General features: G+C 66.2%; 11 protein-coding genes and 1 pseudogene. 3 read left to right on the top strand and 9 right to left on the bottom strand.

Features of this window, described 5'->3' with window-relative positions; genetic code table 11:
- Positions 1-24: 24 nt before the first annotated feature.
- The 4 genes from ABWP09_RS10540 to ABWP09_RS10525 form a co-directional block, all read right to left on the bottom strand.
- Positions 25-498, bottom strand: a complete 474-nt coding sequence (locus ABWP09_RS10540) for a phosphate-starvation-inducible protein PsiE (protein ID WP_353205100.1) — start codon at positions 496-498, stop codon at positions 25-27.
- A gap of 57 nt (positions 499-555) precedes the next feature.
- The gene (locus ABWP09_RS10535; protein ID WP_353205099.1) at positions 556-885 is read right to left on the bottom strand and encodes a phasin family protein; all 330 of its coding nucleotides are present in this window, start codon (positions 883-885) and stop codon (positions 556-558) included.
- The gene (locus tag ABWP09_RS10530) at positions 882-2,387 is read right to left on the bottom strand and encodes a WS/DGAT/MGAT family O-acyltransferase (protein ID WP_353205098.1); all 1,506 of its coding nucleotides are present in this window, start codon (positions 2,385-2,387) and stop codon (positions 882-884) included. Before ABWP09_RS10530 ends, ABWP09_RS10535 begins: the two co-directional genes overlap by 4 nt.
- Before the next feature lie 334 nt (positions 2,388-2,721).
- Positions 2,722-5,928: a bifunctional cytochrome P450/NADPH--P450 reductase gene (locus ABWP09_RS10525; protein ID WP_353205097.1), complete on the bottom strand. Its 3,207-nt coding sequence runs from the start codon at positions 5,926-5,928 to the stop codon at positions 2,722-2,724.
- 97 nt (positions 5,929-6,025) lie between these two features.
- Between ABWP09_RS10525 and ABWP09_RS10520 the strand changes: the two genes are divergently transcribed.
- Together ABWP09_RS10520 and ABWP09_RS10515 are read left to right on the top strand one after the other, a co-directional pair.
- Positions 6,026-6,829, top strand: coding sequence for a hypothetical protein (locus tag ABWP09_RS10520; RefSeq protein WP_353205096.1), 804 nt, complete (start codon positions 6,026-6,028; stop codon positions 6,827-6,829).
- Positions 6,830-7,007: 178 nt separating this feature from the next.
- Positions 7,008-7,409 carry a bactofilin family protein gene (locus ABWP09_RS10515; RefSeq protein ID WP_353205095.1) on the top strand — a complete coding sequence of 134 codons (402 nt, stop codon included), beginning with the start codon at positions 7,008-7,010 and terminating at the stop codon, positions 7,407-7,409.
- A 96-nt stretch (positions 7,410-7,505) separates the two neighbouring features.
- Here ABWP09_RS10515 and ABWP09_RS10510 read toward each other — a convergent pair whose 3' ends face one another.
- From ABWP09_RS10510 to ABWP09_RS10490, 5 genes and pseudogenes are all read right to left on the bottom strand, one after another.
- Positions 7,506-8,903, bottom strand: coding sequence for a hypothetical protein (locus ABWP09_RS10510; protein ID WP_353205094.1), 1,398 nt, complete (start codon positions 8,901-8,903; stop codon positions 7,506-7,508).
- Positions 8,904-8,943: 40 nt separating this feature from the next.
- Positions 8,944-10,338, bottom strand: coding sequence for a dihydrolipoyl dehydrogenase (gene lpdA, locus ABWP09_RS10505; protein WP_353205093.1), 1,395 nt, complete (start codon positions 10,336-10,338; stop codon positions 8,944-8,946).
- A gap of 12 nt (positions 10,339-10,350) precedes the next feature.
- Complete coding sequence (locus tag ABWP09_RS10500) at positions 10,351-10,734, bottom strand: acyl-CoA thioesterase (RefSeq protein WP_353205092.1); 384 nt, start codon at positions 10,732-10,734, stop codon at positions 10,351-10,353.
- On the bottom strand, positions 10,727-10,954 hold the full coding sequence (locus ABWP09_RS10495) for a hypothetical protein (RefSeq protein WP_353205091.1): 228 nt from the start codon (positions 10,952-10,954) through the stop codon (positions 10,727-10,729). Before ABWP09_RS10495 ends, ABWP09_RS10500 begins: the two co-directional genes overlap by 8 nt.
- Position 10,955: 1 nt before the next feature.
- A pseudogene (locus ABWP09_RS10490) lies at positions 10,956-12,195 on the bottom strand (2-oxo acid dehydrogenase subunit E2).
- Between the two features lie 134 nt (positions 12,196-12,329).
- Between ABWP09_RS10490 and ABWP09_RS10485 the strand changes: the two are divergent.
- A partial coding sequence (locus ABWP09_RS10485; RefSeq protein ID WP_353205090.1) for a universal stress protein occupies positions 12,330-12,562 on the top strand: 233 nt, incomplete at its 3' end.

Genomic DNA, 12,562 nt, shown 5'->3' with positions numbered 1-12,562 from the left:
GCCTCGCCCCACACCCAGCCCCACTCAAACCGCCTTATCCCCCACCGCCCCCGGCCGGCTGATCCGCGTGATCACCACCGCCGCCACCGCCAGCAGCAGGATCGCGCTCGCTTCGAACACGATATTTTCCGGCGCCATTTCTTTGCTTTGCAGCACGATCAGGCGGGCAAGCGCGGTCATCGCGATGAAGATCGGGTAGATGAAGGTCGCGCCCTTGCCGGTGTAGAACACGCTGACCATGCCGATCACCTCGGTATAGAGGAACATCTGCAAAATGTCGGCGAGCGTGATCGAGCGCGTCTGGTAAATCCCGACAATCTCGGTCAGCGCGCCGCCGATCGTCATCAAGGCGACGAGGATCAGCAGGACGCGCTCGACCAGATGGAAGGCCGCTGCGGCGACGACGTGTTCGGTCCCGCTGACCGTCGGCTTGAACGAACTGTCGGCGATCATCTCGTTCGCGGGCGGCGTCGGGTCGGGCGGGGTGGGTGCGTTCATCGTCGAAGCGTAGCATGCGGCGCGGATCGGCACGAGGGCCGGTCCGCGCATCCTCCGCTATTTCTCGCCGCGCACCGAGCTCACCGCGTCGCGGCCGAATTGCATGATCAGCTCGCCAATCTCGCGCGCCTGGCCCATGCTGCGCGTGCCTTGTTCGCGGATGAAATCGCCCTGGATCTTCATCACTTCGGACAGATCCTTGGCACCGGCGGCGGCGCGCATCGCCTGGAACGCTTCGCGCGTATTGGCCTCGGCCTGATCGAGCATCTTGAGCCCGACGGTCGAACTCGACTCGCTCATCTTGCTGCCGGCATCGCGGAGTGCTTCGCCGGCTTTCTTGACGGGCTCGGCCATTTTCTCGAACGTATCGCGGATTTTGTCGGTCATGCGGTCAGTTCCTTCTGCTTGGCTGCCTTGGCCTTTTTGGGCGCAGGCGGGGGGGATTTGGGCGGCTTGGCGGCCGCCGGTTTTGGGGCGGCGGCGGCTTGCTTCAACGCGGTGAACGCCGCGGTCAGCGCCGCGGCATAGGCCTCGGGATCGGGCATCATCGCGCGGTCGCTGGTGAAGCTGATCGCGATCGTGTCGGTGTAGGAATAGATCGTGTTGATCAGCCCCATGATGTCGAACACCGGCCCGGTGCCGTACATCGCCACCATTTTGGCGCCGCCGAAATAGAGCGGGATGCGGCTGCCCGGCACGTTGGTGACGACGCAATTGAACACCGGCGCGTGTGCGTTCGCCGCGCCGACGCGGGTGTAGAGCCGCGCGGCGAGCCCGGCGAGGCCGGACGGGATCAACTGGCTGTAATCGGTCAGCGTGCGCGCGCCGACCGCACCGGTCATCGCCTTGGAATTGGCCGCCTCGCCGTGGACGAAGCGCAAGCGCTCGAGCGGGTCCTCGATCTGCGTCCCCAAGCCCACCACCATCGCCGAAACGAGGTTGCCGAGCGCGGCCTTCTCCCCCTCCCCGCGCACCGAAATCGGCGCCATTGCGGTCAGCGTATCCTTGGGCAGCTCGCCCTTCGCGTCGAGATAGAAGCGCAAGCCGCCGCCGACGATCGCGAGGATCACGTCGTTGACCGTCGCGCCCGGCACGGCATCCTTGATCGCGCGGATGTCGGCGAGTTTGAAGGCGGCGGCATCGAACACGCGGTGCGCCGAGACCTTGGCGTTGAAGCGCGTATTCGGCGCGAGCTTGGTGCCGGCCAAGCTGACATCGCCCTTGGTCACGCTGGCGGTGAGCTTCGCCATGCCGGGGAGCGAGCGGCCGATCGTCTCGACCACGCGCATCGGTTGCAGCAGCGAGTTGAAATAGCTGCGCGTCAGCAGATCGGCGACGCCCGGCATATGTTCGGGCTTCCAATCGTCGCGCGCGGTCGGTGGCGTCATGTTCGCGTCGATATCGTGCAAAGCCGCCGACATTTCGACGCCCGACATGCCGTCGATCGCGGCGTGATGCACCTTGGCGATCAGCGCGAAACAGCCCGGCGGCAAGCCTTCGACCTTGTCGAGCCCTTCGAGGATGGTGAATTCCCACAAAGGCTTGCTGAGGTCCATCGGCCGCGCATGGAGCCGCGCGACCTGAATGCAGAGCTGCCGCCAGTCGCCCGGCTTGGGGAGCGCGATGTGGCGGACGTGGAATTCGATGTCGAACTCGGGATCCTCGATCCAATAGGGATGATCGAGGTCGAACGGCACGCGCACCAGCCGCTGCCGGAAACTCCGCGCGCCGCCGAGGCGGCTCTGGATGAAGCTCAGGATATCCTTGAAGCGGACGAACCCGCCGGGGGCGGTGGACGGATCATAGATCCCGACCGAGCCGATATGCATCGGGGTATGCGGTGTCTCAAGATAGACGAACGACGCGTCCTGCCCGCTGAGTTGTAGCATTTGTGGCTCTCCACTGCTGGGCGTCTTCGTGCGCCTCTGGGGCGATGGTGGACCGGCGACGCGAGCAAGGCAATCCTTGCACATCACCGTCACCCCGGCCTTGTGCCGGGGTCCACCGGGCCGCAATCACGCCGTCGGGGCGCTAAGCCGCGTCGACCGCAAGATCATTCCACGCCGGATGCTCATACTCGGTGAGATCGCTTCTCCAGTCTCGCCGACAGCGCTCCAACGGCTTTGGGCGCACTTGCTCCGCGGTGGACCCCGGCACAAGGCCGGGGTGACGGAAGAATCGCTTGCAAATGACCTCGGCGGCATTGGCACTATCCGCCAAGCCCTACTTCCCGAACCCGAACACGTCCTGATGGAAGCGCCCGTCCTCGATCATCGCGTTGAGCCAGTCCGAGCCTTGCGCATGTTCGTCGCCCACTTGCTGCATCTGGATGCGGATCAGCGTGTCGCGGACCGCTGGCGCCATGAACTTGCCGTCGCCGCACAGGAAGATGTGGGCGCCCGCCTCGATCGCCGCCCAGACGCGCTCCTGTTCGGCCCAAAGCGCGTCCTGGACGGATTTCCACGGGTGGCACGGCACGGCGGAGAAAGCGAGATACGGATCGACGATCCCCGCCGCCGCCCAGCGCTCTACCTCGTCGCGACAGAACCAGTCGTGGTCGGGGTGGCGGCAGCCGAAGAAGAGCTGGCTCTTAGCCACCGCCTCCCCCGCAGCGGCTTGCGCGGCGCGTTCGGCGAGGAAGCCGCGTAGCGGCGCGAAGCCGGTGCCGGGGCCGATCAGGATCATCGGCACGGAGGGATCGGCGGGCGGCGCGAAGGGCGGGTTGGGGCGGCGGATATAGCCGAACACCTGATCGCCCGGCGCGACATGCTGCATATAACCGCTCGCAAAACCGCGATGCTCGCCGAGGCCCGACCAAGCGGGGGCTGCCATCGTGCCGACGATGAGGTCGGCGACGTGGGGATTATCGAGCGGGCTCGACGCGATCGAATAGAAGCGCGGTGCGATCGCGGGGGAGAGTTCGACCAGACTATCGAGCGACAGTTCGGCGGCGGGATGCTGTTCGAGCAGATCGAGCAAGGACAGCCGCTTGCCGGCGACCGCGGCATCGTAATCCAACTCCAGCGCGGCCAGCTTCGCCTTGGTGTCCGGACAGCGCGTCTGTCCCGCGACTACCGCCAGCGCGCGTTTGGGGAGTGTATCGGACAGCTCAACGAAGTCGGTCAGCAACTGCCGCACCGTCACGGTCTGACCGAGCGGGAGGTGATGGAAACGCCCGCCCTGCCCGTCGAGCCGCACCTGCGTCGCGCCTGCCACGCCCAGCCGCTCGATCGCCCGCGTCACCAGCTCGGGCCGGTTACGCGCATAGATCGCGATATGGTCGCCGGTGTGATAGCGCTGGCCCGCAGGCAAGCGAATGCGGATGAAGCGCGTCGAGGGGCGCGGCGGCTCGATCGCGAAATCCCACAGGCCCTCGGCGGGCTGCACCATCTCGTCATTGGCGACGATTTCGAGCTGCTGCGCATGTTCGGGCAGCGCCTGCGCGCGGATCTCGGCGGTATCGACCACTTGCAGCGACAAGGTGGATTTCGCGACGCTCGGCTCGGCCACGCTGCCCAGTGCCTTCCACAAATCGCGCACGAATTGCGCCACCGCCCCGTCAAAATCGCCTAACCCGTCTGCTTCGGCGCGTGGGAGCAGGCGGATCGCCCCGGTCCCGGCCAACGCCTCGTCGATCCGTTTTGGAAAATGCTGGTAATTGGGCCATTGCGAATTGCCGATACCGAGCACGGCAAAGCGCGCGCCGGTCCAGTCGAAATCCTTGAACACGTCGGCATCAAGCGCGCGTTCGACCGCCAGCGCGCTGTCGGGCGCGCGGCCATTGTAGGTGGCGGTGACGAACAGCAGCACCTTGTCCTCGGGCATATAGCCCCCGGTGAGCGCCTCATCCATCGACCGCACCGCAGTCTCGAACCCGTCGAGATTGGCGCGCTCGGCGATTTCCTCGGCAATGTCGCGCGCGGTGCCGAGCGAGGAGCCGTAGAGCACGGTGAAACGCTGGCCAGTGCCGGAGACCGCCGCGACCGGCACATCCTCGGGCGTTGCGGCAGCCGTGCCGAAGCGCACCCGCTCATGGTCGCCGCGCAGCCGGATACGCATCGTGAAATCGTCGGGCTTGATCGACAGCGTTTCCTTGATGCGGAGGCGATAGCCGTGCGGATCGCTGATCGCGAAGGTCTGCAGGATCATCGCCAGCGCCATCTTCGCCTCGACCATCGCGAATTGCCGCCCGATGCACGCGCGCATACCATTGCCGAACGGTTTGTAGGCATGCGGGTGGCGCGCCGCCTCGGCATCGGGCAGCCAACGGTCGATGTCGAATTCGTCCGGGCTCGGCCACACCTGCGGGTTGCGGTGGAGGCCGGGTGAGAAGACGTTGACCGGACGGTCTTTCCGCAGCGTCCACGTCCCGCCGACCAGCGTATCCTCATACGGCGCAAGGCTGAAGATCGGCGCGGTCGGCCACAGCCGCTGCGCCTCTTTCAGGATGCGTTCGATCACATCGAGTTGCGCGATATCGGCATAATCGGGGCGCTTGTCGCCAGGCAGCACGCGATCGACCTCGCCATAAGCCTGCGCCAGCACGTGCGGATGCCGCAGCAGCAAATGCTGCGCGAAGGTCAACAGGCCGCTGGTCGTCTCATGCCCGGCGATCAGGAAGGTCAGCACCTGATAGCGGATGTTGAGATCGTCGAGCCCCTCCCCCGTCTCGGGATCGACCGCCGAGAGCATCAGGTTGAGCAAATCCTTGCCGTCATTGGGATTCGCGCGGCGTTCGGCGATGATGCCGTCGACCAGCGTGTTCATCTCGGCAATGTCGGCCTCGAACTGCCGCGCCGATTTCTTGGCGAAGCGCTGCTGCAGCGGCATCCGCGTGATCATGTTGAGCGACTCACCGAGCGCGCGGCCGAGCGCCTCAAGGAAGCTGTCCAATTCCTCACGCTCGAAACTGTCGAAGCGGTGCCCGAACCCCGCCACCGCGATCGAATCGAGCGTGAAGCGCGTCATATCGTCGGCGACGAGCACGTCGGTGCCCGATAGCCGCGACCATTTCGCGACCAATTGGTCCGCCACTTCGAGCATCATCTCGAAATAGCCCTTCATCGCGCGCTGGCTGAAAGCGGGGAGCAGGATGCGGTGCGCCTTGCCCCAATTCGGCTCCTCGCTGAACGCGGTGAACAGCCCGTCGCCGGCGAATTTGCGTACCACGCGCAGGCCCGGCCCCGGCATCTTGCGGAAGCGTGTCTCGTCGCACAATTCAGCAACCAGATCGGGATCGGTCACGAACACCGCGACACGGCTGCCGAATTTCAGTTTGAAGATGCCTTGCGGAAAATCACGCGCAACGTTGAGCAAATGCCCGATCAGGCCGGCGCGCGCGATCTGGTGGAGATGGCCCACCACCGGCAGGCCCTTGGGCGCGGGAATGTGCGCAGGAGTCCCCGGCCGCTCGATCGCCGATGTCGCCATCCTCACCTCCTGTTTCCGCCGACCGATATCTGACCACAGCGCCGCGGCGCAAGCAACCTTAACGCCGCCGCAACCAGCAGCAGTGCAGGGAAGCGGCATGACCTTTGGTTTCCCCACCAGCCCCGCTGCCCGGCACGTGGCGCTGCCGCTGCTGCTGCTGCCGGTCGGCCTTGTGCTCGGCGGCGCGTGGGTGTGGCCGATCGCGTGCCTGATGGCGGTGCTGGCGGCGGCCGAGGACGACACCCGCGCGCTGCTGATCTGGTACGGCGTCGCTCTGGGCTGCGATCCGCAAGCGCTGCTGCTCGCCCCCTTTGTCCTTGCTTTGGCGATCCAGCGACGGACGTCCCCGATGCTGCTAGCGTGCGCCGCGCTGGTTGCAGCGGCCATCCTGCTGGCCCGCGCGGTCCTTGGCGATGCGGCTGCACTCCCCTTCCCGCTCGATGTACCGCTGTCGCGCGGGGCGCCGAACCTTTGGGTGCTGGCGCAGGCATTGCCGGGGATCGGTGCCTTGCCGCTGACGGGCCTCGCGCTCGCTGCGACCGTGGGGGCCGGCGCGGCCTATGCCGCGTGGTTTTCGGCGCGCAAACTGTACCGGCACACAGTGCCGGACGCCGCCTTGCTGTGCGCGCTTGTCATGACGGCGGTGCTGCCGGCGACCGACATTGCGGTCCTTGCCGTCGCCGACGTGCTCGCGCTTACGCTGGCGATGGCCACCCGCCGCGACCCGGCGCGCTGGCGCGTCGCAGGATTGGCGCTGGGCGGTAGTGCGATCGCGCTGTTCGCGGCTCCGGAGGCCGCGCCGCTCGCCGCTGCCTTGCTGGTGATCGCGACGCTGCTGCAGGCGCGCGCGGTGCTGAAACCCGCCGCAAACGACAATCCCCTTATGGCACGCACGGCCTGACGAACTTCGCTGCGGCGCAAGCGCGCGATATGCTAACGGATGCTGCGAATCGGGCATGCGGGGAGCTGTCACAATGTCGATGTTCAACAATGGTTCACGCGGCGGTCGCGATGGGGGCGGTTCGGGCCTGCCGTCTGCGCCGCCAACGATGGCACAAGCGTCGGGGGGCAAGCGCGGTATGTTTTCAGTGATTGGGGCGGACATGGTCATCACCGGCAATGTTGCGGCCACCGCCGATCTCCACATTGACGGCCGTGTCGAGGGCGACATTGCGTGCGGCAATTTCGTCCAGGGCAATGACAGCTATATCAAAGGCGCGGTCCGCGCGGAGAGTGCCCGGCTCGGCGGATCGATCGAAGGATCGGTCTCGGTCCGGCAGCTGACAATCGAGCGCGCCGCGCGAATCACCGGCGATGTCGAATATGAATCGATCGCGATCGAAACCGGGGCCTCGATTGACGGACGTTTGAAGCATATCGCGGCCGACTCTGGCACGCGGACCTTCGACCGCACACCACCCGTCACCGCGCACCGCGACGACGACGTGGTGCAATTTATGACGACACCGACCGCCGCCTGATCGGCTCCCCCGGCCCAGGCATTGCGATCCAGCGGGTTCGCGTGCTTGGCCGGGCACAGTCCTCAACCGCGGCGTTTGCTACCGCAGCAAAGCGCGTTAGCTGGTCGGCGGAGTCGGCAGCGTCAGCCGCGCCACGGTTCCGGCGATCAGGACCATGGCAAGGGCCAGCCCGCCAATCCGCACAGCGCGCTTGCTCCGCCGCCATTCCCCCCACAACAGCACCGTCGCCAGCGCCGTCGCGACCATCGGCCACAAATGATAGCGCAAGTCCGAGGCGATGCTCAGCACGCCAAAGCTCAGCTCCAGCGTGATCGCTGAAACCAAGAGCACCAGCGCGAGGTCGCGCGGCGGGGCGCTTGCACGCGGCACCGCCGCCGCCAGCCCCACGATCGCGACCGTCAGCCACGCACAGGGCCACCCGAGCGGCGTTTCCGCCATCCACTTTGCCGCCACCTGCCACCCGCGCGCCGCCGCGCCAGGATTGCCAAGGCCAACGCTGTTAGGCTCGCTCCGCGCCGGTGGAGCAGCCCCTGGCCAGCCAGCCGGCACCAGCCAGCGTTCGGTCGAATTAAAATGCGCCAGCCGATGCGCCGCATAGGCCAACGGGTTTCGAACGATCGCTGCGATCAGCAGGCGGTAGAGCTCCCCCGCGGGCCGGCTTTGCAGGCGCGCCACGATCGGCGCGCAGCGTGTTTCCTCGCCCAGGGGATCCCAGAAATACGGTTTGACGCAATGCCCGGCCCGCAACGCCCGCGCCTCGAGTGAGGTAAAGCCAACCGGCGCATCGGGCACACGAACCGCTATGCCGGCAAGATCATAGAGCGCTTCGGTCCGCTCGACCCCGCTCGATGCCGCGCCCAGCGGCCCGTGATTGAGCAGCGGTGCCACCATCAACACCGCCACCACCCCCGCCAGGCCGAGCGCCAGCCGCGTCCACCAGCGCCCCGAACCGAACAGCATCACCGCCAGCGGCACGGTCGCGAACACCGCGTTCGCGCGTACCAGCGTGGCATAAGCCAGCAACGCGGCCACCGCGACCACCGCCCAGACCGGCACGCGCGCACCCCGGAGCCGCCACCACGCCATCGCGCCACAGGCCGCGAGCACCGCGCCCAGCATTTGCGTGTCCTTGAGCACCACCGCCTGCCAGCCGAGGAACAAGGGCAGCGCGCCGATGGCGAGCACGACCGCTGCCGCGCGCGCGCGCCTCAACCGCGCGAGCGACGCGGCGATCAGGCCGAACCCGGCCCAATACAGCGCCATTTGCAGCCCGAACATCGGCTCGCTTGTGCCGCCGACGGCGGCGTGGAGCCCGCTCCACATCCGCGCCATTACGGGCGGATGCCAGTCTTCATAGGCCCCGGCCAGCCCCTGGGCGAACTGGCGGACGCTATCGTACATCGCGATGCCCGGCCAGAACAGCGCCAGCGATCCCACCAGCAACACCAGCGTCACCCCGGCAACGGTCCAGATGCGGGGTGGCTGGGTCGTCATATCGGTCGCAGACGTCCCGCTACGGGCGTGCGAGCCCGCATCAGATGTGGATCGCCCGCCCGTACGCGCCGAGCACGCTTTCGTGCATCATTTCGCTCAGGGTCGGGTGCGCGAAGACGGTTTCCATCAGCTCGGCCTCGGTCGTCTCGAGCTGGCGCGCGGTGACATAGCCCTGGATCAGCTCGGTCACTTCGGCACCGACCATGTGCGCGCCAAGCAATTCGCCGGTCTTCGCGTCAAACACCGTCTTCACAAAACCCTCGGCCTCGCCCAGCGCGATCGCCTTGCCATTGCCGATGAAGGGGAATTTGCCGACCTTCAGCTCATGCCCGGCGTCCTTGGCCTGCGCTTCGGTCATGCCGACGCTGGCGACTTGCGGACGCGAATAGGTGCAGCCGGGGATATTCCACTTCTCGAACGGATGCGGCTTGAGACCTGCGATCGCCTCGACGCACACCACGCCCTCATGGCTCGCTTTATGCGCCAGCCATGGCGCCCCGGTCACGTCGCCGATTGCGTAGATGCCCTCGACATTGGTACCGGCATAGCCATCGACCTTGATATGGCCGCGATCGGTCTCGATCCCCAGCGCTTCGAGGCCGATATTCTCGGTATTGGGCGCGATCCCGATCGCGACGATGACGTGGCTGAAGTCTTCGGCGGTGACCTTGCCGTCCTTGCCCTTGATCTTGGCGGTAACGCCCGTGGCGGACGTGGTCAGGCCCTCGAGCCCGGTACCCGTCAGCAGTTTGATCCCTTGCTTGGTCAGCGCCTTGTCCATGAACGCGCTGACCTCTTCATCCTCCACCGGCAAGATGCGCGGCAGCATCTCCACAATCGTAACATTCGCGCCCATGTCATTGTAGAAGCTCGCAAACTCTACCCCGATCGCGCCCGATCCGATGACCAGCAGCTTGGTCGGCATTTCGGTCGGCACCATCGCGTGGCGATAGGTCCAGATCCGCGCGCCATCGGCCTTCGCAAAGGGCAAGTCGCGTGCGCGCGCGCCGGTGGCGATGATGATGTTCTTGGCTTCGAGCTCGGTCGTCTTGTCGCCTTGCTTGACCGTCACCTTGCCCGCGGCGGTGATCGTCCCGGTGCCCTCGAACACCGTCACCTTATTCTTCTTCATCAGGCCCTTGACGCCCATGTTGAGCTGTCCCGCGACCTTGCGGCTGCGCTCGACCACTTTGGTCAGGTCGAAGCCGACATTGTCGGCGCTGAGACCATAATCGGCGGCGTGTTGCATGTAATGATAGATTTCCGACGTGCGCAGCAGCGCCTTGGTTGGGATGCAGCCCCAGTTGAGGCAAATGCCGCCCAAGCGCTCACGCTCAATGATCGCGGTCTTAAGCCCGAGTTGCGCTGCGCGGATCGCGGCGACATAGCCGCCGGGGCCCGAACCGAGGATGACGAGGTCGAAAGTGTCGGCCACAGGGAGTTCCTTCTATACCATCTCTTGCAGAGGCCGCGGCCGGTCGTCCGCGCCCATCGAAACCAACGTAAAGCGGCCATTTGCGGCGAGCTGCGTCCCAGCGCCGTGCCGGTCGCGCCGCCACACCGCCACCGCGACCGTCATCGAGCTGCGCCCGGTGCCGACGATCTCGGCATAGAAGGACACTTCGTCGCCAATGCTGACCGGTGCCGTGAAGCTGAAGCCATCCGCCGCCACCACCGGCGCGCGCCCGCCGCAATGCTGCGACGCGACCGATCCGGCAGCGAGCGCCATTTGTCCCATCAGCCAGCCGACGAAAATCTTGCCGTACGGATTGGCATCGCACGCCATCGCCGTCGCGCGAATCGCGGGCATGGCTTCGGGCGGATCACCCATCGGTCGAACGACGGTCGGCTTTTGCCGCCGCGACGATGGGCCGCAGACTCATCGCCACCACCACCGCCATGACGCCGTAGGTGACGGCCCAGATCGTGGCGCTGGCATGTGGCAACGACCACGTCGCGCCATAAGCCAGCACGGCGGCCCCGGCGATCCCGATCACCAGATGCAACACTTCGACAAGGGTGCGCCGCCAGATCATGACAGTGGGGGGCATGTCAGGCCAGCATCGCCAGCGGCGATTCGACCAGCGCCTTGAACACTTGCATCAGTTCGGCGCCGTCCGCCCCGTCGATCGCGCGGTGATCGAAGCTGCCCGTCGCCGACATCACCGTCGCCACGCCGAGCGCGTCGTCGATGATATAGGGCCGCTTCTCGCCCGCGCCGATCGCGAGGATCATGCCCTGTGGCGGGTTGATGACGGCATCGAACTGCTTGATCCCGTACATGCCCATGTTGCTGAGGCTCGCGGTGCCGCCCTGATATTCTTCCGGCTTGAGCTTCCCGTCACGCGCGCGGGCGGCGAGATCCTTCATCTCGGTCGAGATCGCGGCGACGCCCTTGGCATCGGCCCCGACGATGATCGGCGTGATCAGGCCGCTCGGCGTCGAGACCGCGACCGATATGTCGGCGCGGCTGAAGCTGATCAGCTGATCGGGCGTGAACATGACGTTGCACTTAGGCACCTGAATCAGGCTGACCGCGAGCGCCTTGATGATCAGATCGTTGACCGACAGCTTCACGCCCCGCGCCGCGAGGCCCGCATTGAGATCGCCGCGCAGCTTGAGCAGCGCATCGAGCCGGATATCGACCGTCAGATAGATATGCGGGACGGTCTGCTTCGATTCGGTCAGGCGCCGCGCGATCGTCTTGCGCACGTTGCTGAGCTTGGTCGCCTCGTGCGGAATATCGGGGATTGCGGCGGGCTTCGCCGCGGGCGTGGGCACCAAACCTTGCTCCTTCCCCTGCGTAGGCCGGGGCCCAGTAACAGCGGCCTGCGTAACTGGCGATGCATCCAGATCGGCCTTGACGATCCGCCCGTTCGGGCCGGAGCCGGTCAGCGTGGCGAGATCGATGTTCTTCTCCGCCGCAATCCGCCGCGCGAGCGGGCTGGCCTTGATGCGTTCGCCGGAGGGAGCGGCATCCTTCTCCCTCTCCCCGGAGGGGAGAGGGAGAAGAAGGGGCCGCCTCAACCGCAGAAGAAGAAGCCTCTTCCCCCTCGATCGTCAGCGTCGCGATCACGGTGCCGACCTTCACATTGTCGGTGCCCTCGGCGACGAGAATCTTGCCGATCACGCCTTCGTCGACCGCTTCGAATTCCATCGTCGCCTTGTCGGTCTCGATCTCGGCCATCAAGTCGCCGGACTTGACGGTGTCGCCCTCTTTCACCAGCCATTTCGCCAGCGTGCCTTCCTCCATCGTCGGGGAAAGCGCTGGCATCTTGATCTCGACCGGCATCAACACGTCCTTATTTGTCCGAATCCGTAGCGTGTCTCTCGCCCTCAAGGTGCCAGCGGTCAAGACCGTCACTTGCGCGCAACCACGCTTGGCCTCACGATGCGGTGAAAATCTCCATGGAAGGGAGAGCCCGCATGCGCATCTATCTGGTGGTTGTCGACGAGACGCCCGAAAGCGGCATCGCCCTGCGCTTCGCCGCACGCCGCGCGGTGAAGACTGGCGGCGGCGTGGAAATCCTCGCGCTCGTGCCCCCGACCGAATTCGCCCCCTTCGGCGGCGTGCAGGCGACGATCGAGGAAGAAGCGCGGCTCCATGCCGAGGGGCTGGTGACGGGGGCGGCGGGCACGCTGATCCAGGAATCGGGGCT

Origin of the sequence: Sphingomonas sp. (assembly GCF_040398505.1) — a bacterium.
Taxonomy (GTDB): domain Bacteria; phylum Pseudomonadota; class Alphaproteobacteria; order Sphingomonadales; family Sphingomonadaceae; genus Sphingomonas.
Note: the sequence above shows the minus strand (reverse complement) of the source record. Positions and strands in the feature narration are given on the sequence as shown.